Annotated in this window: 21 protein-coding genes; 6 read left to right on the forward strand and 15 right to left on the reverse strand. The window is 63.6% G+C overall.

Annotated elements, in window-relative coordinates; genetic code table 11:
• Positions 1-59: 59 nt before the first annotated feature.
• The 4 genes from ACFQS4_RS09085 to ACFQS4_RS09100 all read right to left on the reverse strand — a co-directional run bounded on the left by ACFQS4_RS09085 (position 60) and on the right by ACFQS4_RS09100 (position 4,001).
• Positions 60-926 carry a DUF7847 domain-containing protein gene (locus ACFQS4_RS09085; protein WP_497901202.1) on the reverse strand — a complete coding sequence of 289 codons (867 nt, stop codon included), beginning with the start codon at positions 924-926 and terminating at the stop codon, positions 60-62.
• Position 927: 1 nt separating this feature from the next.
• On the reverse strand, positions 928-1,338 hold the full coding sequence (locus ACFQS4_RS09090; RefSeq protein ID WP_497901203.1) for a DUF7124 domain-containing protein: 411 nt from the start codon (positions 1,336-1,338) through the stop codon (positions 928-930).
• Positions 1,339-1,485: 147 nt separating this feature from the next.
• Positions 1,486-1,713, reverse strand: coding sequence for a DUF7979 domain-containing protein (locus tag ACFQS4_RS09095; protein ID WP_497901204.1), 228 nt, complete (start codon positions 1,711-1,713; stop codon positions 1,486-1,488).
• A gap of 227 nt (positions 1,714-1,940) precedes the next feature.
• On the reverse strand, positions 1,941-4,001 hold the full coding sequence (locus ACFQS4_RS09100; RefSeq protein ID WP_497901205.1) for a histidine kinase N-terminal 7TM domain-containing protein: 2,061 nt from the start codon (positions 3,999-4,001) through the stop codon (positions 1,941-1,943).
• An 808-nt stretch (positions 4,002-4,809) separates the two neighbouring features.
• Between ACFQS4_RS09100 and ACFQS4_RS09105 the strand changes: the two genes are divergently transcribed.
• The gene (locus tag ACFQS4_RS09105; protein WP_497901206.1) at positions 4,810-6,447 is read left to right on the forward strand and encodes an outer membrane protein assembly factor BamB family protein; all 1,638 of its coding nucleotides are present in this window, start codon (positions 4,810-4,812) and stop codon (positions 6,445-6,447) included.
• Positions 6,448-6,754: 307 nt separating this feature from the next.
• Here ACFQS4_RS09105 and ACFQS4_RS09110 read toward each other — a convergent pair whose 3' ends face one another.
• Complete coding sequence (locus tag ACFQS4_RS09110) at positions 6,755-7,993, reverse strand: NAD(P)/FAD-dependent oxidoreductase (RefSeq protein ID WP_497901207.1); 1,239 nt, start codon at positions 7,991-7,993, stop codon at positions 6,755-6,757.
• 195 nt (positions 7,994-8,188) lie between these two features.
• Here ACFQS4_RS09110 and ACFQS4_RS09115 point away from each other — a divergent pair, with 195 nt between their 5' ends.
• Positions 8,189-8,785: a DUF6149 family protein gene (locus tag ACFQS4_RS09115; RefSeq protein ID WP_497901208.1), complete on the forward strand. Its 597-nt coding sequence runs from the start codon at positions 8,189-8,191 to the stop codon at positions 8,783-8,785.
• Positions 8,786-8,819: 34 nt separating this feature from the next.
• Here the strand turns inward: ACFQS4_RS09115 and ACFQS4_RS09120 are convergent, their stop codons facing one another.
• Both ACFQS4_RS09120 and ACFQS4_RS09125 read right to left on the reverse strand, forming a co-directional pair.
• Entirely contained in the window at positions 8,820-9,275 is a 456-nt protein-coding gene (locus tag ACFQS4_RS09120) for a DUF7979 domain-containing protein (RefSeq protein WP_497901209.1), read from the reverse strand.
• A gap of 140 nt (positions 9,276-9,415) precedes the next feature.
• Positions 9,416-10,390, reverse strand: a complete 975-nt coding sequence (locus ACFQS4_RS09125; protein WP_497903174.1) for an aldo/keto reductase — start codon at positions 10,388-10,390, stop codon at positions 9,416-9,418.
• A gap of 189 nt (positions 10,391-10,579) precedes the next feature.
• Here ACFQS4_RS09125 and ACFQS4_RS09130 point away from each other — a divergent pair, with 189 nt between their 5' ends.
• Complete coding sequence (locus ACFQS4_RS09130; RefSeq protein WP_497901210.1) at positions 10,580-11,869, forward strand: MFS transporter; 1,290 nt, start codon at positions 10,580-10,582, stop codon at positions 11,867-11,869.
• 275 nt (positions 11,870-12,144) lie between these two features.
• Here the strand turns inward: ACFQS4_RS09130 and ACFQS4_RS09135 are convergent, their stop codons facing one another.
• The gene (locus ACFQS4_RS09135; protein WP_497901211.1) at positions 12,145-12,804 is read right to left on the reverse strand and encodes a helix-turn-helix domain-containing protein; all 660 of its coding nucleotides are present in this window, start codon (positions 12,802-12,804) and stop codon (positions 12,145-12,147) included.
• 214 nt (positions 12,805-13,018) lie between these two features.
• Here ACFQS4_RS09135 and ACFQS4_RS09140 point away from each other — a divergent pair, with 214 nt between their 5' ends.
• A complete protein-coding gene (locus ACFQS4_RS09140; protein WP_497901212.1) occupies positions 13,019-13,504 on the forward strand; it encodes an 8-oxo-dGTP diphosphatase in 486 nt (161 codons plus the stop codon).
• 24 nt (positions 13,505-13,528) lie between these two features.
• On the opposite strand, the gene ACFQS4_RS09145 is transcribed toward ACFQS4_RS09140, so the two are convergent.
• From ACFQS4_RS09145 to phnD, 7 genes are all read right to left on the reverse strand, one after another.
• A complete protein-coding gene (locus ACFQS4_RS09145) occupies positions 13,529-14,791 on the reverse strand; it encodes a sulfite oxidase (RefSeq protein ID WP_497901213.1) in 1,263 nt (420 codons plus the stop codon).
• A gap of 112 nt (positions 14,792-14,903) precedes the next feature.
• Entirely contained in the window at positions 14,904-15,875 is a 972-nt protein-coding gene (locus tag ACFQS4_RS09150; protein WP_497901214.1) for a quinone oxidoreductase family protein, read from the reverse strand.
• A gap of 94 nt (positions 15,876-15,969) precedes the next feature.
• Positions 15,970-16,758, reverse strand: coding sequence for an HAD-IIA family hydrolase (locus ACFQS4_RS09155; protein WP_497901215.1), 789 nt, complete (start codon positions 16,756-16,758; stop codon positions 15,970-15,972).
• A 19-nt stretch (positions 16,759-16,777) separates the two neighbouring features.
• Entirely contained in the window at positions 16,778-17,590 is an 813-nt protein-coding gene (gene phnE, locus ACFQS4_RS09160; protein WP_497901216.1) for a phosphonate ABC transporter, permease protein PhnE, read from the reverse strand.
• Positions 17,587-18,435, reverse strand: coding sequence for a phosphonate ABC transporter, permease protein PhnE (gene phnE / locus ACFQS4_RS09165; RefSeq protein WP_497901217.1), 849 nt, complete (start codon positions 18,433-18,435; stop codon positions 17,587-17,589). The genes phnE (ACFQS4_RS09160) and phnE (ACFQS4_RS09165) overlap by 4 nt, the downstream gene beginning before the upstream one ends.
• Positions 18,432-19,268 carry a phosphonate ABC transporter ATP-binding protein gene (phnC, locus tag ACFQS4_RS09170; protein ID WP_497901218.1) on the reverse strand — a complete coding sequence of 279 codons (837 nt, stop codon included), beginning with the start codon at positions 19,266-19,268 and terminating at the stop codon, positions 18,432-18,434. The genes phnE (ACFQS4_RS09165) and phnC overlap by 4 nt, the downstream gene beginning before the upstream one ends.
• A 6-nt stretch (positions 19,269-19,274) precedes the next feature.
• The gene (gene phnD, locus ACFQS4_RS09175) at positions 19,275-20,405 is read right to left on the reverse strand and encodes a phosphate/phosphite/phosphonate ABC transporter substrate-binding protein (protein WP_497901219.1); all 1,131 of its coding nucleotides are present in this window, start codon (positions 20,403-20,405) and stop codon (positions 19,275-19,277) included.
• Positions 20,406-20,666: 261 nt separating this feature from the next.
• Between phnD and ACFQS4_RS09180 the strand changes: the two genes are divergently transcribed.
• The gene (locus ACFQS4_RS09180; RefSeq protein ID WP_497901220.1) at positions 20,667-21,788 is read left to right on the forward strand and encodes a Cdc6/Cdc18 family protein; all 1,122 of its coding nucleotides are present in this window, start codon (positions 20,667-20,669) and stop codon (positions 21,786-21,788) included.
• Between the two features lie 134 nt (positions 21,789-21,922).
• Positions 21,923-23,410 carry a proline--tRNA ligase gene (gene proS, locus ACFQS4_RS09185; RefSeq protein WP_497901221.1) on the forward strand — a complete coding sequence of 496 codons (1,488 nt, stop codon included), beginning with the start codon at positions 21,923-21,925 and terminating at the stop codon, positions 23,408-23,410.
• The last annotated feature ends 480 nt before the right edge of the window (positions 23,411-23,890 follow it).

Here is a 23,890-nt window from a genome sequence, read left to right on the forward strand (position 1 = left end):
CCGGGGTTTGGGCCGGTGTCGTGATAAGGACGACGACTCGAGACGGCCGCGCGTCGAGCCTACGGGAGAAGTTCGTCGTCGATACCCGCCCACTTTTCGTCCTCTTCGGTCCGACGGGCCTCGAGCTGGTCGAACCCGCTCGCGAGCAGGGCCAGCGCGAAGAGCCAGGCCAGCGAGCCGAACGCGACGTTGGCGAGTTCACCCGCGACGGGCGCCGACTCGAGGGCGGCGAGGGCGACGGCGCCCAGTGAACTCACGGTGAGGAAGCTCAGGACGATGACGACGAGGAGGACGAAGACGCGAAGCCAGGAGCCGCGGGTCAGCTCGATGCTCCGGCGGGCCGCATCGATCGGTCCGACTCGCTCGATTGCGAGGTACGGGTGGGTAAACGCGAGGGCCGTGGCGGCGACGAGTCCGGGAAGGACGAACAGTGCGAGGCCGAGTCCCACCAGCAGCGACCCGCCGAACGCGGCGACGACTGTCGAGAGCGTCGTTCGACCGAGTTCGTCGTTCCACCGGGGCGCATCGTTCGACGGTGACTCGAGCGGCGATTCATCCTCGACGGGTTCACCATCGACGTCGTCGGTGTCGTCCCGCCTCCGCGTGCGTGCCGCCCGCTCGGAGAGGACGCGGAACGCCACCACCGAGAGCGCGACGAACGCCACCAGCATGGCGAGCCAGAGCGCGGTCGCCACCCCGACCGAGAGCTCGACCGCGAGGGGCAACTCGTCGGGGAGCGTTTCGAACCCCGGGACGAACAGCTCTTCTTCCTCGATAAACGCCCGCTGGGCCTCGAGCTGGCTCTGGAGGCCGACCAGCATCAGTGCCTGGACGGCGACCAGCCCGCCCAGCACCGTCAGAGCGCGGCGGTCGCTGATGCGCTCGAACGCCTCGTCGATGGCCGTCAGTACCGAGAGCTGGGCCATTTCAGGGCCAGTCGTCGCGAATCGCCTCGTCCGGATCGTCGGCTTCCTCCGGCTCGGTCGACAGCGTCCAATCGGCCGCCTCCGCGGCGTCTTCGACGTGGAGGAACTCCCAGCCGACCTCGTCGGCGAGGGCCTCGTCGTCGTCGCCGACGCCGACGAAGACGTGTCGATCCGTATCGAACTGGCGTTTGACGCTCTCGAGGCTCTCGGCCTTGCCGCGTGGGCCAGAGAAGAAGTCCTGTCGGACCCGGTTCTTCCGGGTGAAGTTCGTCACCACGTACGTCGGCTCCTCGGAGACGACGCCGACGTAGGAACTCCAGCCCCGAGCGTCGTCGAAGACGGCCTCCGGCGAGGCGAGCGCCTGCAGGGCCTCGAGTTCGAACGCGAGCGTCATGTCGCTTCCGCCGTTCATGTCGCCTAGATTGCGTCGCACCCCGGAAAACCGCTTCGATACGCCCGGCGACAGGCCGACGGCACACCACCCAGAGGCGGATTGTCGACCTGCCCGCAGGAGGGGGTGATTCGAAATCCACTCCCGGTAACCTGGAACGACCTGGGCTCAGTCGTAACTCACGCAGAAGTAGTCGGTGTGAATAATCACGTCGCCATCGGCCAGTTCCATGTCCTCGCGGACGGCAGTCGAGCCGGCTTCCACGACCTCGAGGAACCGGGTTAGTGCCTCCTCACTCAGCTGATCAACGTGGCGAACTCGCGACGATGCCGGGATCGATTCGGTTCGCCGGACGGTCAACTGCCGCTGGAGGGGTTCAGTGTCACTGGAGGACATGTTCCAAGATACCAATTGACACGGGCGGTCATAAACGTTCGGTTCCAGGAAGAATCGCGCGGAACAATATGTTCGCCTACTAACGACTCGTTCCGTCCGTCCATGGTGCGTCGTTCCGTGAACTGAATTTTGCACCAATCCTTCCCGCCACTGTCCAGCAACTGTTATCGAGGCACCTCCTCGAGCGTGAACTGGTTCGAGCGACGTCGAAATCGACTCTCGAGAAATCAACTGGCTTGTGCGCTCGCTGTCGCCGTGGTCGCTCGCGGAAACTGGAGTCGAACGATGCTCCCTCGAGGCTCGTTCTCGGCGAACTCGACGTCTCCACCGGATCGAGCAACGATCCAGTTCACGAGCCACAACCCGAGTCCGCTGGCGTGCTCCAGCGACGTCTCCCGTCCGGCAGTCAGCACCTCTTGTTCGACCGCCGGGATGCCCGGCCCGTCGTCGGCGATGACCACGTCGACGGTCGTCTCCGTCCGGTCGAGGGTGACCTCGATCGACGGGTTCGACCGATCGCTGTGCTCGACCGCGTTCTTGAGGACGTTGTCGATCGCCGACGGGTACAGAGGATTAACAAGGGCGAGCGCCGCTTCGTCGACGTCGACGTCGATGCCGACAGTAACGGTCGCATCGTCGTAACTCCGCTGTAGCCGCTCGGTCGCCGCATCGACTGCAGCCGCCATGTCGACCGTCTGATGGTCCGACTTCCCGTGTAACACCATATCGACTTCCCGCGCCAGTTCGCTGAGGTCGGCGAGGGCCGTTGCGTTCTCCTCGATCGTTTCGAGGTACGATTCGCCGCCGGCATCGATGTGATCCGCGAGCAGATCCGCGTAGCCCGTGATGATGTTCACGTTGTTTTTGACGTCGTGTCGAAGCACGCGATTGAGCACCTGGAGTCGCTGTTCGTAGATTCGCTCGTCGGTGACGTCCGTCGAGGTCACGACGAACTCGCCGGCACCGTCGAACAGCGGTTCGGTCGTCGTCTTGAACACGTTCCAGGTACCGTCGGCGTGTGTCACCCGATGTTCGATCGAATCGGTACCGGGTCGCTCTCGAGACTGTGTCCGCAACTCGAGTAGGTCTGCTCGATCGTCCGGATGGACGTACTCGAGGAGCGAATTTCCGACGAGTTGTGCCGGCTCGTAGCCCAACACCCGCGTGATGGACGGACTCACGTATCGGAACGTCCACTCTTCGTCGACGGTCGCGACCACGTTCGGTGACTTTTCGATCATGCTCTGGTACCGTCGCTCGAGCGTTTCCTCGTCGGTCACGTCCTCGAACAGCAGGACTGTCGCAACGGTTCCTCCTGACGTCACGTCCAGCGCAGATACCTCGAGTCGTTTCGTTTCCTCGCTCGTTTCGACCGTGACACGCTCGTTGTCAGCATCATTGTCGACGACCGAGACGACCTCTGGATACGCTTCGAACGCCTCTGGGAGCGAGATTCCGAGTATTCGATCGTCGAACAGCGACCGCGCGGGGTCGTTGGCGTCGATAACGGTACCTCCGTCCGAGAGGACGACCACGCCGTCCGCCAGGTTCTCGAACACCACGTCTCGGGCGACCGGCGAGATTTCGAACAGCCGGTGGCTGAACAACGCCCAGGCGACGAGGGGCGTCGTGAGCAGGAACGCGAGCGGCGTGAGATCGAAAAACAGTGGCGTGATCCACCCGGTCATGCCGACGAGGGTGGCGACGGCCGGTATGAGTCCCGCGACCAACAGGAGTATCGCCTGCCGACGGACTGGCCCGGCCTGGCGTCTCATCGTTCGCCAGAGCAGCACGTAGGTCACGCCGTTGATCGCGTAGGAGTACGCCTGCACGAACAGGAAGAACGCCCCTGGCGTAAACGTGAGCACGTAGAGCCCGTCGACGTATTCGACGGCCGGCTCGAGATACAAAAACTGGTCTGCCCTGCCACCCCACACGAGCAGGAGCGTCGCGGTCGGTAGCGCGGCGAGCAGGGCGAGCCGCTTCCCACGAGCCCACCGCTCCCGTCCCGTGTAGACGAGAACGAAGAGCGGCCACGAGACCATCATCAGGGCGACGCCGGTCCAGACGAATCGATTCCAGGCCAATTTGGCCGACACCGTCGTCGCCGAGACCTGGAGCGCGTAAGTCAGCGACCACCACACGGTCGCAGTGGAGATTCCGAAAAAGGCCACGACGACGGCGTCGTCTCGTCGGTAGTAGTTCCGGAAGACGTACACTGCGAACGCGAACGAGACGAGTGCGGTAACACCGAGAAGCGCCGTCCACAGTGATACGTGCCATTCCATGAGTTGTCTTTCACTGCTTCTGGCGCGAGTCTCTACGCATTCTTCTGTGAGTTCGGACGTTATCCGTGTTGTGGCTCCGCTCGAGCCATTAGTTCGACAATTGATGCGTTAACAGAATTCCATTTGATGCTCGATTGCAGGTGGGCTAAAGCGCATCGAACGAGTGGAATCCGTTGTTTATCTCGATCATTGGTCTGGAACCAACCGATGTGGGAGACGCCCCACACGAGCGTAGAAAATTCTATGACTCCCGAACGGGAAGCCGTCGTATGAAGCCGAAGACGAGGCGGAAACTGCTTTTTCTTGGAGTCCTCCTTGTCCTCATCAGTCCACTATTCTTCTGGTCGACGTGTAGTGATGTGGGATACGGGCCCGACGGGCCGCCGGGTGGCTACGAACTCGAGGGAGTTACTGGCCTGACAGTCACCTATACGCCTGACGGCGGGGTCAATACGTGCACCGCTGGGCTAGGGCCAGTGTATCTCCCGATCGGAGTCGTTATGATACTAACTACATTCGTCCGTTAACTGATCGCTCTGTACTGTGCAATCACCACTTCTGGTTGGTTGACTTGCATCTCGTGAAACAGTTGCGCCGTTCTATCTTGCAGTACCTCGACAAACTACTGAGTTGTTGTCAGAGGTGTAGCGGGAGATACAGAGGATTGATTCGTCGCAACGAGATGCTGTTGGCAATCGTTGCCCGAACCGGTCAAGGAGGGTGAATTCGACATGTGAAACAGTTGTAAATAGAATAACTCAGTCATAATACCTGGATAGTAAAGGGACTCATTGATGGTGGAAGGGGTATGCACGATGTGCATCGCCGTTCGGTCCTTGCAGCAGGTGCAGCGCTTTCGACCGGGATTGGACTCGCCTCGAGTGGGGTCGGCGCATCCGACGTCGATGGGGACCTCCCCGATCCGTCGCTGGTCCCCAACCCGGAGATGGACGAAGACTGGGCGTCGCACCGTGGTGACGCCGGCCACGCCAGGTTCATCGAGGACGGGTACGAGTTCGACGGCGACTCGCTCGAGATCGCCTGGTCCGTTGACCGGACGGACCCCATCGAACTCGGTGACTACACCGTGTACACGACGGCAGTCGCCGACGACACCGTGTATACGACGACGACGGACGGGGTCATCGCCCTCGACGCGGCAGATGGCTCGCTCCTCTGGGAGAACACCGACGTCGACGCGCACAGTCCCGCGGTAGTCGGCGAGACGGTGTATCTCAACGGTGGCGAGATTGTAGCGCTCGATCGAGACGATGGCAGCGTCCGCTGGGAGAGTACGCTCGGTGCCGAGGAGTGGACGGGCAACCACACAGTAGCGTACGACAGCGTCTTCGCCGTCGTCGACGGCACCCTGTACGCGCTCGAGGCCGACGACGGGTCGGTCCGATGGAAAAAAGACACGGCCGTCGTCGAGTCGAGCGACGGTGAAGAAAAGGAGTCCGGATTTGTCACCGGGACCGCCGCAGCGAACGGCCTCGTGTACGCTGGTACGGAGAACGGCACTCTCGCGTTCGATCACACGACCGGAGAGACCGTCTGGCAGAACTGGCGAGGGTACTACAACTACAACTCAGGACACGATATCTACGCGACTGAGACGGCGGTTCTCGTCGAGTTGCCGGGGGAGGAAAACCCGCTTTACGATGCCCAAACTGGCGAGTTGCTGAACCATGTCCCGTCGCATACCGGACGGGCACTCAGCAACGAATCCGCGATCGGAGGAAACGATCAGGGTTACGGCAGTTACTCGGCCCACGACGACGAGTACAAGGACTGGAGCATCGACGTCACGTACACCTACGGGGAGGCCGTTATCAGTGGCGAGACCGTCTACGTCTACTTCGAGGTGGACGGCCACAACCACGGAGACCGGGATTACGATCAGAAACTCGTCGCGCTCGACAAAAACGACGGGAGCGAGAAGTGGACGCTCTCGAAAGACGACGCACCGGTCGGACACATTCGGGCGATCAGCGGCGAGACGATATACGTCGAACACGAAGAGGAACTCTTCGCGCTTCGGGAACAGACGGACGACGAAGATGACTCCGCTGACGAGGGAGACGGAACTGACGACGATGGGCAAGATGGCGCGGACGACGGCGACAGCACCGACGACACCGGTGACGAGGAGACGTCGGACGAAGATGAGGAGTCCGGCGGCGGCGACAGCTGCGAAGTTCCCGGCGACGAAAACGACGACGGCGAGGATACGACCGACTCCGACGGGAACGGATCCGACGACGATGACGAGACCACGACCGACTCCGACGACGGAGACGACGGGGCTACCGAGGCCGAAGAACGCACCTCCCAGACCGACGCGGACGAGTCACCCGGCTTCACGACCGGCGCAGGGATCGTCAGCGGCCTCCTCGGCCTCGAGTGGCTGCGCCGGCAGTCGAATACGGACGAACCGGACGAGTAACAGAGGTTGTCGGGTGCGGTGAATCGCGACGAGAGTCGGTAGAACCCGACGACCTCGCTAACCTGACACCCGCATGCGTGCTATCCGGTAGTTTCGCCAGACGCAGGCAGCTGTCAATCCAGAAGTGATCTCGTTCATACGGATCGAGTGATTCAGATACCCGCTCCTCGAGCATTTGTCGTTGTAACATTTGCGCTGTGAGTTCAGCACAACTGCTACAACGTATCACCGCACGAGGACGTCGACAATAACTATACCTGCGGTGTGTCGATGAACGAGCGACAGGCCCTCAGCGACGACTGCCCGACTATTGATCTTGACTCGGCGCGAGTTCGTCGAGGTCGACTTGCTTCTCGAGGAGGACCTCGGCCTGGTCGGCGACGATACGCTGCTGGCGCATGAGCTGTTTGAGCTTGCTCTGGGCGGAGAGGTCGCCGATGAGGACGCCGCCGACGACCTTGCCGTCCTTGAACGCGATACGGCGCCACTCGGTGTCTGAGTAGCGGCGTTCGGCGTGTTCGTCGCCCAGGGTGGGGTGACCGAAGGAGAGGAACGGGAAGTCGAAGTGGGTAATCGAGTACGAGGAGACCCACTCGAAGGGCTCGGCCTCGTCGTCGGCGGCCATGTTGATGCCCGCGACTCGACCCTGCTCTTTGGCCGAGCCCCACGAGCCGTTCTGGGCCTGCTCGCCCAGGAGAACGTCGTAGAACTGCGTCAGGTCGCCCGCCGCGTAGACGTCCTCGAGGTTCGTCTGCATGTACTCGTCGACGACGATGCCGTTGTCCTGCTCGAGGTCGGTGTCGTGGAGGAACTCGGTGTTGAACGTCAGGCCGATCGCGACGCCGGCGAAGTCACACGGGTAGCGGTTGCCGTCGCCGCCGATGGCGGCCTCGACGCGGCCGTCCTCGTCGACTTCGAACTCGCTGACGCCGCTGTCGAAGATCGGCTCGACGCCTACGTTTCGCATCCCCTCGTGCATGATCTCGGCGCCGTCGGCCGAGAGCGCGTAGCGCCACCAGCGGTCCCCGCGCATCAGGAACTTGCCGTCGACGCCCTGGGAACCACAGACTGCCGCGAAGTCGATGCCCAACAATCCGGCCCCGACGATGACGGCGTCGTCGGCCGCTTCAGCGCTCTCGCGGATCTTTCGGGCGTCCTGGAACGTCCAGAAGTGGTGGACGCCCTCGGCGTCGCTGTTTTCGACCGGCAACTGCGTGGGCGTTCCGCCCGTCGCGATCAGCAGTTTGTCGTAGGGAACGTCGTCTTTTTCGTGGGTGCGGACGATCTTCTCGTCGGTGTCGATCGTCGTCACGTGCGTGTTGAGCGAGAGGTCGATGTCGCGCTCGTCGTACCAGTCCTCGTCGTGGATCGAGATGGGTGCCTCGGGCAGTTTGCCCTTGGCGTGTTCTTTAATCAGGATGCGATTGTACAGCGGTTCGCCCTCATCGGTGATGACGGTGATCGACGACTCCGGATCCTCCTCCCGGAGTGTCTCCGCGGCCGAACTGCCGGAGATCCCGTCCCCGATGATAACGTACTCGGTCATGTCGGGAAATTTCGTAACGGGGGTTAAAGTCGGTTGCTATCTGGACTACCCTCGAGGTCGAGGCGCCATCGTCGAGTAGCCTCGCCGCGGGCGTCGCTCGTTCGTCATCAAGGAATCGATCATACTATACTGTCTATAGCTAGACAATCCGTCCACTCCACATTGCTCATTAGGCTCGAGTCCGTCCGCTCGAGTATGAAACTCCGCCAGAACGCCCGTCACTTCGCCTCCCGAAAGGCCCTCGAGACCCCAGTCGTTCGTTCGGTGGCCATTTCGGGTCTCGTTCGCCTGCACACGAAGATCTTCCTGGGCAAGGCCGATCCGGCCCGTGCCGACGAACGCAAGGCCCATCTCGACGGCCTCTTCGAGGCGACGATGGACAGCTACCTCGAGGCCCTGCGCGCCGGGTACTCCGAGGCCGAGGCCCGCGAGATCACGCACATCCAGGCGAACTTCGACTTCTACAACCACGGCTGGACCGAGATGATGGAGTTCCCCGCCGACGAACTCGAGGACCACTACGACCGCTACCACGACTTCTTCGCGACCTGGGGGATCACGATCGATCGACCCCTGGGCGAGTTCAGGCCCGACGGTGGGCTTCCGGAGGCCCCGTCGACGCCCGAACGCCTCGAGAATCCCGAGCACCCCCACGCCGAGGGCGGGTTCGCCGACGACGTCTACGTGGAGAACGAGGACGGCGAGTTGGTCGTCGGCGGTCAGGACGACCCAGAGAACGTGGACGTCTCGAGAGCCGTCGGCGTGAACGACGAGTCGCTCGAGGAGGAATAACCGTTACGCCGTCCGAAATCGAATAGCCGGCGAGCTACCTCGCCCGTCGGAACGGACGATACCGAGGAAAGTGGTGCCGACGAATCGATTCCACGATCAACACCACCCCTCCGATCCCGAATGCCAGCGCGAGCAGTCCACTCGGACTGATCCAGTCGACGACCGTCTCTCGAGGAATGACGTGATACTGTCCGTCTCGAGAGACGACACGGCCGTCACCCCACGCGATGGCGACGTTCTCGTCGTCGTCGAATCGATATCGTTCACCCTCGACCGCGCCGTCGACGATCCGCCGGTGCTCGGTCGATAGTTCGTCGTACCGAGCGACTCCGTACCGATCTATCTCGTCTGAAACCTCACCGCCGTCCGTAGCGGTTTCCTCGAGGGCAATTTCGTACTCCACCGCAGCGAGTCCACTGAGTATAGCCGGGAAGAAGAGTGCGAAACCGAGAAAGAGCATGCCAAAGTGGAGCCACTCTCTTCGGATCATAGTATGGTTATATATCAAAAGTATAAGTAATTGGCTAAATGTGGGAATTATTAAACGTATTGCTGGGGAAGATACGCCAACGTCGACCCGTACGACAGTGTTCGTTGGCGGTGTCGTCTCCACCTCATCCGGTCGTCACGTCAGTTCTTCCCCGGCGCAGGCCACCGCGGATCGATCGGTTCCTCGATGCGCTCGAGGTCTCCCTCCGTCAACTCGACCCCGACGGCCCCGACGTTCTCCTCGAGGTGGTCGATCGACCGCGGGCCGACGATCGGCGCGTCGACGACGTCCTTGTGGAGGAGCCAGGCCAGTGATACCTGCGCGGCGGTCGCGCCCTGCTCTTGGGCGAGCTCCTCGATGACCTCGAGGACGGCCCAGTTCTCGTCGGTGAAGCGCCGTCTCGTGTACTCGTCGGTCGCGGCCCGCCCCTCGTCAGGATCGTCGTCCCGGTCGTACTTTCCGGTCAGGAAGCCGCCGGCCAGCGGCGACCAGGGGATGACGCCGACTCCCTCGCCCGCGCAGGCGGGAAGGAGGTTCGCCTCCTCGTGGCGATCCACGGCATTGTACTCCGGTTGCATGCAGACGAAGCGCTCGAGGTGCTCGACGTCGGCGGTGTACAGCGCCTTCGTGAACTGGTAGGCTGTCATCGTGCTCGCGCCGACGTAGCGAACGACCCCCTCGTCGATCAGGGCGTCGAGCGCGCGCAGGGTCTCCTCGATCGGCGTCTCCTCGTCCCACCGGTGAATCTGGTAGAGGTCGATGTAATCGGTCCCGAGGCGCTCGAGACTCGCTCGACACTGGTCGAAGATGTGCTTCCTCGAGAGGCCCTGCCGGTTCGGTCCGTCGCCCATGCGTCCGAACACCTTCGTGGCGATCGCGAGTTCGTCCCGGTCGTAGGGCTCGATCGCCCGGCCGACGATCTCCTCGCTCTCCCCGCGGGAGTAGACGTTGGCCGTGTCGAGGAAGTTGATCCCGAGATCCAGCGCGCGCTCGACGATCTCGATCGATTGTTCCTCGTCATCGATCATCCAGGGCTCGGCGCTCCCAAAGTTCATGCAGCCCAGACAGAGACAGGAGACCTCGAGTCCCGTCTCGCCCAGGGTCGTGTACTCCATCTCGTCGGCGTAGCCGATCGTCCGATCCGCCATACTCTGTCACACATCGGTACCCGACAAAAGGGTGCGGGTGGGGACAGCGTCTCGAGTTCTCGAGGTCAGCGAGCGCGGCCACCGAACGCCCCCGCCACTCTGCCGATTTCCGAGTCGCTAAGTACCCCGACGCCAGCCATTTGACCACCGTCTCGCATGTCTCTCGATTCGAACGACCGCTCGATCGCCGGTTTCACCATGGCGGGCCACGCCCTCGTCCACTGGTTCGAGACCTCGATACCGATCTTCCTCGTCGTCTGGCTCGCCGAATTCGACGTGAGTGTCACCCTCGTCGGGTTCGTCGTCGCGCTGGGGTACGCTCCCTTCGGTATCGGCGCACTTCCCGGCGGCGTCCTCGCCGACCGGTACGGTCCGAAGCGGCTCATCCTGCTCTGTCTGCTGGGGATGAGCCTCGCCTTCGTCACCCTCGCGGCGGCCTCCGTCCTCGAGTCTATCTACGCCGTGGCCGTCGGCCTCCTGCTGTGGGGTATCGCCGCCAGCGTCTACCACCCCGCCGGACTCGCGCTCATCAGCACGGGCGTCGAGGAGCGCGGCACCGTCTTCGCCTGGCACGGCATCGCCGGCAACTTCGGCATCGCCCTCGGGCCGTTCGTCGCCGCCACGCTGTTGATCGTCCTCGAGTGGCCCGTAGTCGCCGCCCTGCTGGCGATCCCCGGTTTCGTCGCCGTCGCTTACGGGCTCAGTGCGAACTTCGACGCGACCGCCGCAGTCGCGGACGACGTCGATGCCGGGCGGGACGAGGCGCTCTCGCTGCCGGAGTTTCTCGCCAACTCTCGGGCGCTCTTCGCCAGCGCCTTTGCCATCGTCTTCGTCCTCGTCACCTTCGAGGGCCTGTACTACCGCGGCGTGCTTACCTACCTGCCCGAGATCATGACCGGCCTGCCGGCGCTCGAGGGACTCGAACTGTTCCCGACGCTCGAGCGCTACGACATCGACCCTGGCTTCTACGTCTACGTCGGCCTGCTGGTCGTCGGCATGGCCGGCCAGTATACCGGCGGGAAGCTCACGGACCGCGTTCCAGCGGCTCGCGGGTTGGCCGCACTCTTCGCCGTCCTGGCCGCTCTCGCACTCGCGTTCGTCCCCATCGTCGACCGCGGCCTGGGCGCCCTGCTCGTCCTCTGTGGCGTCCTGGGCTTCGTCCTGTTCGCCATCCAGCCGTTCTACCAGAACGCCGTCGCCGTCTACACGCCCGCCGACAGCCGCGGCCTCTCCTACGGCTACACCTACCTCGGCGAGTTCGGATTTGGCGCGACCAGCATCGCCATCGGTGGATTTCTGCTCGGCGAGGCAGGCCTCGCGACCTTCTTCGTCGCGCTCGCTGGCTTCGCCCTCATCGGAGCCACTCTGTCGGCCGCGCTCGCACTCGGCCTCGACCGCCTGTTCGACCGGACGGACGCGGACTCGAGCGCCGACGCGAAGGCCTAGCGCGCTGCTTCGAACCGGTCAGTCGGCTTCTTCCTCCTGAGGGGCGGTTTCTCGATAACGGACCTCGCGGAACTCCGTCGACCCACACCGGCAGCCGTTCTTCGTTCCGATCGGTTGCAGTTGTCCGTCGGACCAGCTCGTGGCTGCATAGGCGGTCCCGCAGGCGGAACATGCGACGAGTGTACGCTCGCGTTTACCGGAGGGCATCGTACGTGTAGTCCAAGGAGAACGACCATCAGGATTGCTTCGCGTTATACAAAACCCTTTTAAGCGATCTATCGATCCGAGCGGCCTGTCTCGGAGAGCGTACTCCCCAGAATGTGTTTTATTCCGCGCCGAAGGCGAGAGGCGACGGCCTGCTGGGAGATGCCGAGTTCGTCGCCGACCTCCCCCATCGTCACCTCCCGGGGGGTCTCGAAGTAGCCGCGGTCGAAGGCGAGTACCAGCGCTTCCTGTTGGGGATCGGTGAGTGCCGCCTCGGTGTCCGTCTCGACCGGCGTCAACGCGTGGAGGCTCGTCAGCGTGACCGGTACGTCCAGCTCCCGACAGCGTTGCTGGAAGGCCGCGATGTCGCTTCGGTCGTCGCCGCGAACATCGAACGTCCACTCGTGGCTCGTGCCGACGGCTTCGATGAGCGGTATCTCCGTCTCTACGAGCGCGCTGAGTACGCCCGAATACTCGACCGCCCACTCGACGCGCAGCAGATACTCGTCCGCGACGGAGTCGACGAGATGGATGTCTCTGACGCCGGGGTGTTCGGTAAATGCCTCCTCGATGTCGTCGACGACGGTCCCTCGCACCCAGAAGTAGGGCACTACCACGTCCTGTGCGGGGATGATCCGCTCCAGGGAGACCGTCACGTCCGGTAGCTGCTCGAACACGGTCCCCAGCGGGAACTGACTCGAGGGGACGGTAAACGTCGCTTCGGTGGCCATCGTTGAGTCTATTTGTTGTCATCGACCTTCGATTTTGTGGAGCGGATCGAAGCGAGAGACGTAGTTCGTAAGGTCCATTATCGACAGGGAGCCTCATCCGACGAGGGTGGCCGTATCCGAACGGCCGAGATCAGGCCCGTCTACCTCGGGGTGAAACGAAGCCTCAGCCGCAGCGGACCACACCAGTTTTGTCCGCACAGTCGAACCCTCGAGCATGATCGAGGCGACGCTCTGTTTCGTCCTGGACGGCGACGAGGTACTCCTCATCGAGAAGCGACGTGGACTCGGCGAGGGGTGGTACAACGGACCCGGCGGCAAACTCGAGGACGGCGAGACGCCGCGTGAGTGCGCTGTTCGCGAGGTTCGCGAGGAGGTCGGCCTCGAGCTCCCCCTCGAGGCGCTCGAGCAGGCCGGCGAGCTCACGTTCACCCTCGACGGGGAGGTTCACACGGTCTGTCACGTGTTCCGAACGGAGACCTACGACGGCGAACCGGTGGCGACCGAGGAGGCCCACCCCGAGTGGGTTTCAGTCGAGGACGTGCCGTACGACAGCATGTGGGAGGACGATCACCTCTGGCTACCCGCGGTGCTCGAGGGCGATACCGTCGAGGGAACCTTCGCATTCGAGGGTGGACGACCACTCGACGAAGCCGAGTTCGTCGACTACGATCTCGAGCGCGGCGCGTCGCTCGAGGAGTGACCGCGTCGGCGCACACGATTCGGATTATTCGCTGACGTCCCGGTCGTCGGCACGGACCTCGACGACCACGCTGTTCGGTTCGTAGGCGTTCGCGGCGTACCCGCCCTCGTTCCAGGGATACTCGTCGGTCTCGAGGGCGTCGCGCCAGGCTTCCGGTCCGGAGATTCGCGCCGGCTGTCGTCGGCCCAGGTCGTCGGCGGCGCGCGACAGCAGGGTGTGGCTGCCCGGACCAGCGTCCCAGTCGTACCGGAAGAGTCGCCACGCGCCCGCGTAGTCGGGGCCGAACAGTTCTGCATCGTTCCAGGTCTCGCCGCCGTCCGTGGAGACCTCGACGCGGTCGACCGCGTCGTCGCCCGCCCAGGCGACGCCGCGCACCTCGACCGTCTCGTCCGGACGTACGCCGACGGGTGATTCCCCGGACGGGGCGCCGATCAGCGACATTACGTTCGCGTCGAACGTGTACGGGTGCTCGACAGCTCCCTCGAGCTGGGCCCACGTATCGTACGTGTCGACCGTCTCGTTCTCGTCCGGTTCGCTTCCCTGGGGATAGATGCGATAGGATTCCTGTTGCCAGTGGGCGTGTTCTCCGGGACGCTCGAGGCTCCCCTCGGTCACCATCGAGTCCATGACGCGGAGTTCCTCGACCCACTTGACGTTGTTGACGCCGTACCAGCCGGGAACGATCAGGCGAACGGGGTAGCCGTGTTCTCGCGGCAGCGGGTCGCCGTTCATCTCGTACGCCAGCAAGCAGTCGTCGAGGGCCTTCTCGAGCGGAATCGACCGAGCGAACACGTCGTCGCCGTCCGAGGGGTCGCCGCCGACCGTCGTGAGCCACTGCCCGTCGGCCGCTCTCACGCCGTGATCGCGGAGAATCGAACTCACTGGAGTCCCAGTCCAGAGGGAGGTGGCTGCAGCCTCGCAGTCCCACTGGACGCTGCCCGTCTCGGGTCGGTGCTGGCCGCGCCCGTTGCCGGCACACTCCATCGTGTGTGCGACCGCCACGCGCGGATACTCGTCTCGGATGTCGGCCATCGAAAGTTCCCCGTCGAGCCTCCCGGTGAGCGAGACGGTCCACGCGTCGGCGTCGGCGTCCGGAATGTCGTTCCGGTGGCAGACGAAGTGCTCCTCGATCGGCGTGAGCCAGTTCGCGAACGTGCGTCGGCTCGCGGCCCCGAGGACGGTGTACTTGTCGGCTTCGTCTCTCGTCTCCGCGACGCCGCCCGCCTTCTGCTCAACAATCGCGTCGATTTCGCTGTGACGGGCCTCTCGAGGGCGTTCCGTGGCCATAGGTGAGTGGCCCACAGGCAGCACAAAATAGCTATCACTCGCCATCCGAGGTTCACCGATTCGTCCTCTCGAATCGTCGGCTCATCGTCTCGAGTCGACGACCGCGTGCTGCTCAGGGAATCAGCACGACCTTCCCCACACTCTTTCGATCCTCGATGAACTGGTGGGCTTCGCTCGTGTCCTCGAGCGCGAACGTCTCCCCAACGATTACCTCGAGGTCTCCATCGGCCAACCCCCGGGTCAGGTCGGGAACCGCCCGCATGATCCGCTTCGGGTCGTGACGGGACGCCTGTCCGAGATGGAATCCAATGACTGACTTGTTCTCGAAGAGCAGGCGCCGGTTCTCGGCGCTCGCGGGCACGCCGCTCGCCACGCCGTAGGTGACCAGCCGACCGAAGTGCGCGAGGGCGTCGAGGCTCCGGTCGAACACGTCGTCGCCGACGCTCTCGAGGACGAGGTCGACGCCCTCGCCGTCGGTCGCCTCCTCGACGGGGTCGCGGAAGTCGACCTCCGTGTACTGGATCGGGTGGTCACAGCCCAGCTCGGCCGCCAGCTCGAGTTTCTCCTCGGTGCTCGCCGTGCCGAAGACTTCCGCGCCGGCTCGTGAAGCCAGCTGGACGGCCGCCGTGCCGACGCCGCCCGCCGCGGCCTGGATCAGGACGGACTCGCCCTCCTCGAGGCCGCCCCACTCGAACAGACAGGAGTGGGCGGTCAGGAACTGGACGGGGAAGCCGGCGGCTTCCTCGAAGCTCATCCCGTCGGGGATGGGCAGGAGCATCTGCGCGTTGGCGGTGGCGTACTCGGCGTATCCGCCCCCGCCGAGCATGCCGACCACGCGGTCGCCTTCCTCGAGGTCGACGCCTTCACCTGCGGCGTCGACGGTTCCGGCGGCTTCCATCCCGGGGACGTACGGCGGTTCCGGCCCACCCGGATACACGCCGCGTCGCTGCATGACGTCCGCGAAGTTGATCCCCGCGGCCTCGACAAAAATTCTGACTTCGCCCGGTCCTGGCTCAGGTCGTTTGCGATCCGCGGTCTGGAGGACACCACTGTCACCGTATTCGGTAACTTCGATGCTTCGCATACCCCGTCTTCGTGACGGATTTGTAAAAAGGCGAGAGAACCGGAAGAAACGGCCTCGCGGTTCCTCATCGCGACCCGGGCAGAGAGCGAGCGGGTCACCCGCCGGCGGAGAGCAGTTCCGGCAGGTCGGCGATCGAATCGAGGACGTGGTTCGGTTCGTACCGTGCACTCGAGAGGTCGGTCCTGTCGCTCGCCCCCGTGAGCACGAGCGCGGTCGCCATCCCCGATCGGGCCCCCATCTCGACGTCGGTCTCGAGGCGGTCGCCGACGAGCAGGCACCGTTCGGGGGTGCAGTCCATCCTCGCCATCGCGATCTCGACCGCTGTGGGCGACGGCTTTCCGAGCACGCGGTCGAGCGATCGACCGGTAACGCCCTCGATCGCGCCGATCATTCCGGCGGCGTCGGGAATCTCCCCGTCCTCGACCGGACACGTGCGGTCGGGATTGGTCGCGACGAACGGCGTCTCGTCGTCGAGGGCCTCGAGTGCCAGCCGGAGCGTCTCGTAGTCGAACGACCGGTCCATCGACGCGACGACGATCTCCGTCTGCCGGGGATCTTCCGTCACGGTGATGCCGGCGTCCTCGAGTTCGGCAACGAGCGGGCGCTCGCCGACGACCAGCGCTGGCCGACCTGGATGGTTCGCCCCGAGCCACTCAGCGGTGATGGCTGCCGAGTTGAGCACGTCATCGTCGTCGGTCGGAATACCGAACGCGGTCAGCCGGTCGGCGTACTCTGGCGGCCGCTTCGTGGGGTTGTTCGAGAGGAACAGGACGCTCGAACCGGATGCTCGAGCGCGCTCGATCGCGGCCGTCGCTCCAGGAATGAGTCGGTCACCCCGATAGACGGTTCCGTCGAGGTCGAAGATGATGCCGTCGTAGTGCATGCGGAGAGAAAAAGTGGGGTCAGCGCACCTTCGACCGAAGGTACGCCGAGATCAGCTCGCTCACGATGACGACCGCGAGGATGGCGATGAGAATCGTCAACACGCGGTGCCAGTCGAGAAAGTCGATGCTGTTCTGGAGTTCCATGCCGATGCCGCCCGCACCGACGAAGCCGATGATCGTGCTCGACCGGACGTTGATGTCCCAGCGGTAGACCGACACCCCGACGAACGCCGGCTTCACCTGCGGGACGATCCCATACAGCAACGTCTGCGTTCTGCTCGCGCCGGTCGCGCGAACGGCCTCGACCTGCGTCGGATTGATCTCCTCGATCTCCTCCGCGATGAGCTTCGCGACGAATCCGATCGACCGGAAGCCGACCGCCAGGACGCCGGCGAGCGCGCTCGTTCCGAACAGGATTACGAAGATGATCGCCCAGATGATGACGTTCACCGAGCGCGAGGCGACGATGAGGAACTTTCCGAGCAGGTAGGTCGCCCGGTTCGGCGTGGTGTTCTCCGCCCCGATAAACGCGACGGGGAGCGCTAGCAGGATCGCGAGGCCCGTCCCGAGAACGGCAATGTTGATGGTCTCGAGCAGCGGACCGACGATTTCGTTGGCGTACGCGGCGTCCGGCGGATACATTCGGTTGAGGAGGTCCCGAACGGACTCCGGGGCCGTCTCGAGGTACTCGTACCGGACGTTTAGTGCCCGCCAGGAGATCGCAACGACGACGAACGTGACGAGCAGACCGACGTACCGGACGAATCGCCGCTTCCGACCCCTGGTGTCCCACGCCGTCGAGGTATCGGACCCCATCGGTTGATCGGTCATTGTATCCGCCTCCGAATGTAGACGCTCATTGCCTCACCGACGAGGACGACTGCGATGATGGCCATGATGATCGCGATCGCGAAGTCGTACTCGTAGCGGTCGAAGGCGTTGAGCAGCGTCGTCCCGATGCCGCCCGCGCCGACGATGCCGATGATCGTACTCGCCCGAATGTTGATGTCCCAGCGGTAGATCCCCAGCCCCGCGATTCGGGGGATCACCTGGGGATAGACGCCGTACAGCAGGACTTGCAGCGGCGATCCACCGACCGCCCTGATGGCGTCGCGTTGTCCTTCGTCGATGTCCTCCAGGTCTTCGGCGAGCAACTTCGAGTAGAATCCCGGCGTGGCGAACACCAGCGCGATCACACCGGCGAGCGGGCCGATCCCGACGGCCATGACCGCGAGGATGCCGAGCACGAGCTCGTGGAGCGCCCGCGACACCGAGACGATTCCCCGCCCGACGTAGTAGACCGGTCGAGGAACGAGGTTCTCGGCGGCCATCACCGCGATCGGGATGCTGATGATGACGCCGACGAACGTGGCAACGATCGACATCGCCATGCTCTCTATCATTCCGCGGTAGATGAGCTCGCGCTTTCGTGGCCCGAAGTTCGGCGGGTACATCCCCTCGGCGAGACTCGTTGCAGCCTCGTAACCGGACACGAACCGATCGATGCCGATCCGCATCTCCCAGATACTCCAGAGAACGAATCCGGTGATAACCAGGTAGACGGCGTACTTCACCGCGGCGTTGTAGAACACCGTCGGCCGCTCCCACGTACCGGGGTAGCCTCCGTCGGTGCACAGGTCCTCGCTCGTGCGGTCCCCGTTTGTCCCGCTACTCATACGTCTCTGGTCGGGCTCTTGTCCGGCGCGTGCTCGTCAGTGATTGCGGACCCCGGTTCGCTCGAAATCTGACCGTCAGCATCGCGGTGGTCGTTATTCTCACCGCGGTAGATGACGTCGCGCGCGCCCTCGTCGACGGCTTCGGGACCGCCCTGGAAGACGATCTCGCCGTCGTGGAGGCCGACGACGCGGTCGGCGTACTCGAGCGCGAGTTCGACCTCGTGAATGTTGATGAGCACCGGAATCGACTCCTCTCGAGCGATCTCCGTCAGGAGGTCCATGACGGCTCGAGACGTGTCCGGATCGAGGCTCGACGTCGGTTCGTCCGCGAGCATGATCTTCGGGCGCTGGACGACCGCGCGGGCGATGCCGACGCGCTGTCGCTGGCCGCCCGAGAGCTCGTCCGCTCGCTTGTCCTCCATCCCGGCGAGACCGACCCGGTCGAGGGTTTCGTACGCGTGCTGTACGTCCTCCTCGGGGAAGTTCCGACGGAACGCGTTCCAGTTGCTGAGGTAGCCGAGCCGGCCGGAGAGGACGTTCTCCATGACGGTGAGGCGCTCGACGAGTCCGTACTCCTGGAAGATCATCCCGATGTCTCGGCGCGTTTCCCGCAGATCCCGCTTCGACAGCTCGGTCAACTCGGTGTCGTCGAGCCACACTTCCCCGTCGGTCGGCTCCGTCAGTCGATTGATACACCGGATGAGCGTACTCTTTCCGGCGCCGCTGGGGCCGATGATTGCGACGACTTCGTTCCCCGACACTTCCATCGAGGCGCTCTTCAGCGCGTGATCTCCGGTCGGATACGTCTTGTCCAGATCGACTACTTTGAGCATCGGGTATTATGCTTCGTCTTCCTCGTAATCGACGCCGTTGACCTGGTGGTTGACGAGGATGTCGTGATAGTGGGTCGCGTAATCGATCTCTACCCACGTCCCGCGCCCTTCGAACTCCTCGGCGATCTCCGTGTCCTGGTAGTCGTATTCGAGGAACGCCCGCTCGATACCCTCCTGGATGTCGGGGTGGAGGTTGTAACGGTAGCAGAATGAGGTCGTCGGGAACGGGGCGCTCGCCCAGATGCACTTGATCTCCGAAGCCTCGACGTCGCCACGCTCCGCGACGCGGGCGTAGCAGGTGCTACAGATCGGCGCGACGTCGTAGTCGCCGTGGTAGATGCCCGCGGCGCTGTTCTCGTGACTGCCGGAGAACTCGATCTCGTAGTCCTCGCCGGGGGTCACGCCAGCATCGGTGAAGAGCGCGTTCGGCGCGAGGTGACCCGAGTTCGACGACTGGCTGGTGTGAGCGACGCTCTTGCCGGCCAGGTCATCGAGTTCGGTGATTTCGTCGTTGTCGGCCTGCGTGATGACCCACAGCCGGTAGCCGAACTCCTCTTCGCCGACCTGAATGCTGAACGGGACGGCGCCCGAGTTGTTGACTGCGAACGGCGTCGACCCGGTGGAGAAACCGGCGACGTGCAGGCGCTCGTTGCGCATCGTCTCGATCTGGGCTGCGTAGGACTGGAGCGGGTTGTTGACGACTTCCTTGCCGGTCTCTTCCGCGATGTTCTCGAGCAGCGGGTCGAGTACGCCTTCGAAGACGGTCGGATCCTCTGTGGGAACCATCGCGAAGTCGAGCGTGTCGGGATCGATCCACTCGCTCTCGTCGTCTGGCGTTTCCCGTGGTGGACTGCCGTAGACGGGTTCGTCTCGCTCCTCGAAGTTGTCGAGCTCCTCGAGGGCCCCGGTTTCGAAGCTGTGCTCCATCAGCGTCGAAGTTAGCTGCGGGAATTCGGGGTCGAGCGGGTCGAATTCGGGGTAGTCGCCCTGGCTCGAGTCGTTTCCGTTTCCGTTTCCGTCGCCGTTGCCGTCGTCTTCGTCGCCATTTCCACTCAAGCAACCGGCGAGCGTTGCACCACAGCACGCACACGCCGCCCCTTTCAAAAATCGTCGCCGGGATTCATCGCTAGATGCCATAGTGGCAGTAAATATAATGGAACCTAATAAATATGCACCATCCTACGGTCCATTTTGTATGATCCAGTTTCCCTCGTACGGACACAATCTATACTAGCGTTAACTCAATTCTATTCCGAGTACAGAACATTCGTACACTCAGGGCGAATCGTCCCGTTGCTACTCTCACAGTCCTTTTCGTGATCGATAGTCACCCGTCACTCGTAAAGAAGTAGGCAGTAGCCGAAACACTTACTTGATGCAGGTTTTGTACTGATATCAATGGAGTTGTGGGAACGAGTCGACCGTCGGATATCTGACGATCGAAACCGGCTACTCGTCGACGAAGCCGCGCTGAATCCGGCGATCCACCCCGAGCAACCCACCGGTCACGGAGCGAGTGCAGAACGACTGCTCGACGTACTCGAGCCGGCGTTCGACGGGTCGCTCCCACCGTCCTGTCGGGTGTACGGACCACCGGGATCCGGCAAGTCAGTGCTCGTTTCGAGCCTGTTTCGCCTGCTTCGCGAGCGGTTCTCGCCCAGCGACGCGCCCATCGTCACCACCACCCGAACGGCTGTCGTCCCGCGCACGGAGTTCGTCTACGTCGACGCACGCGGGTCGAGTACGTTCGACGTCCTTCGAGACTTGCTCGATGCGCTTACCGTCGAACCGACGCCGAAGCGCGGAATCGGTTTCGACGAGCTCGAACGGCGGGTAGCGGACGCGATGACGACCGCGGAACGAACGGTTCTCGCTCTCGACCACGTCGACGAATCGCACGTGGAGGCGATTCGGAGCCGACTCCCCGCGAACGCGTCACTGGCGACGATCACGGTCGGTCGACGACCGCTAGAGGGCGTCGATAACACGGTTCGAGTTCCAGCCTACTCCACCGAAACGCTCCTCGACATTCTCTTCGCCCGGGCGTCGACTGCGCTCGCCTCCAACGGATTCGAGTACGCGCTTGTCCGCGAAATCGGGGACTGGGCGGCTGGCGACGCGACGAGAGCGCTCACTGCGCTGTACGCCGCCGCGATTTTCGCCGAACGAGACGGGGCGACGAGCGTCGGCACCGAACACGTCGACGAGGCGGTCGAAACCACGCCCGACCGGTGCGTCCACGTCGAGACGCTCACGTCGCTACACGATAGCAAGCGGATCGTCCTCGACCGGTTCGTCGAACTGGGCCTCACGAGTACGGGAATCGACGACACGGCCGTGACGCTCGCCGCAGACGTCGACCTCTCCGCGGAAACCGTCAAGCGACACCTCTACGAGCTGGCCCAGCGCGGCGTATTCGAGCGCGTTCGAACCGACGGCACTGGCGTCGGGCGGCCGTCGACCAGACTGGTCCCTCGGTTCTCACCGGTCGTGTACCGCCGCATTCGAGGCCGGGGTTGACGGTATACGTCCCGCCAACGCGTCATCGACGGCCGACACAGCCGTGATCCACGTCGATACGCGGCCGCCGGTCCCGTGTCACCCGACGCCGTACCTTCGCATCGTTTAAGAGCGCGCTGGCAGACTGTCGAGGTATGAGCGAAGAATCACAGGAACTCGGAATCACCGAGTCCAAGAATCATCGACCCGGCGAGTGGTACGCCGAGGTCGTACAGAAGGCCGGCCTGGCGGACTACGCCCCCATGGGCGGCTTCATCGTCATGAAACCCCGCGGGTACGCGCTGTGGGAGACCCTCCAGGACACCCTCGACGGCTGGTTCAAGGAGACTGGCGTCACGAACGCCTACTTCCCCCTGTTCATCCCCGAGAGCTACCTCGAGCGCGAGAAGGACATCGTCGAGGGATTCGACCCCGAGGTGGCGTGGGTCACCCACGGTGGGCACAACGAACTCGAGGAGCGCCTCGCCGTCCGCCCCACCAGCGAGTCGATCATCGCGCCGTTCATGGCCGAGTGGACCCGCAGCCACCGCGACCTCCCCATGCGGCTCAACCAGTGGTGCTCGGTCGTTCGGTGGGAGGCGACGGACACGAAGCCGTTCTTCCGCACGAAGGAGTTCCTCTGGCAGGAGGGCCACACTGCCCACGAGACCGACCAGGGAGCCTGGGAGGAGGTCTGGACCCGCCTCGAGCAGTACGAACGCGTCTACGAGGAACTGTTCGCCATCCCCGTCCTGAAGGGGAAGAAGCCCGAACACGACAAGTTCCCCGGCGCCGATACCACGACGACCGTCGAGTGTCTGATGCCCGACGGCAAGTCCGTCCAGGGCGGCACGAGCCACCACCTGGGCCAGAGCTTCGCGGAGGCGTTCGACATCACCTTCGCCGACGAGGACGAGAAGGAGCGGACCGCCTACACGACCTCGTGGGGGCTCTCCTGGCGCGCGCTCGGGGCGCTCATCATGACCCACTCCGACGATCAGGGACTCGTCTTGCCCCCCACCGTCGCGCCCACGCAGGTCGTCATCGTCCCCATCTGGCAGGAGGACACCGAGGAGCAGGTCCTGGGCTACGCGAACGAGGTCGCCGACGAACTCGAGGCCGCGGGCTTCCGCGTCGAACTCGACGACCGCGACGAGCGCAATCCCGGCTTCAAGTTCAACGAACACGAACTCGAAGGCGTTCCTCTCCGGATCGAGATCGGCCCCAACGAGGCCGACGACAGCGAGGTCACGCTGGTCCACCGCCCGGACAACGAGAAGACCGTCGCCGACCGCGAGGGCGTCGCCGACACCGTCGAGGAGCACCTCGACGCAATCTACGAGAAACTGTACGAGGCCGCCCGGAAGACCCTCGAGTCGAACGTGCGAACGGCCGACAGTCCCGAGGAGATCATGGGGACGATCGGGCGCCACGGCGGCTACGTGAAGGTCCCGTGGTGTGGCGACCAGGCCTGCGAGGAGGCCATCAAGGAGAAGGTCTCCGCGGAGATCGTCCTCCAGCCTCTCGCCGAGGAGAGCGCCGAGACCGACGGCGAGGCTGCCGCGCCCGAGGACGAAGACGCCAGTTGTACGGTCTGTGGCGAGCACGCCGACCAGCTGGCGTACTTCGCCAGAACCTACTGATCGAGCGGTCCTCTCCCCTGTTCGTCTCGGAACGTTCTTCCGGTGCCCGTGTGTTCGCGTAGCGGCGCCCTCGAGTCCTCGTCTCCGCGTGGACGGGTGGGCGTGAATATGGGTGTACGACCGTGAGCCAGCGAGTGTCTACAAGCGATAGAGAGCGAACGAGTGCAAAGGAGAGTGAGTGTGAGTGAATGAGTGACTCACCCGAACCTAATCGTTTAGCCCCATAGTGCATATGGCTCCGGCGATGACTATCTATCGTGGTGTGCATCCAGCGGATGGACACTACGTGCCTCTGACACTTTCTCTGGCGACGATTCTCACTGAGCGAGAGCGATGTGACCGCCGGCCGGCCGCGAACCGATTTACCGAGCGTTCAATGCCCCTCCTGCGCCCCTAGTACGCGCTTTCGTATTCTCGTACACCCTTACGGTTTTAATTCCCTAATATGGCATTATAATACCCTTAGTCATAATGGGGTAT

The sequence above is a fragment of the Saliphagus sp. GCM10025317 genome (assembly GCF_042663665.1).
Classification (GTDB): domain Archaea; phylum Halobacteriota; class Halobacteria; order Halobacteriales; family Natrialbaceae; genus Natronosalvus.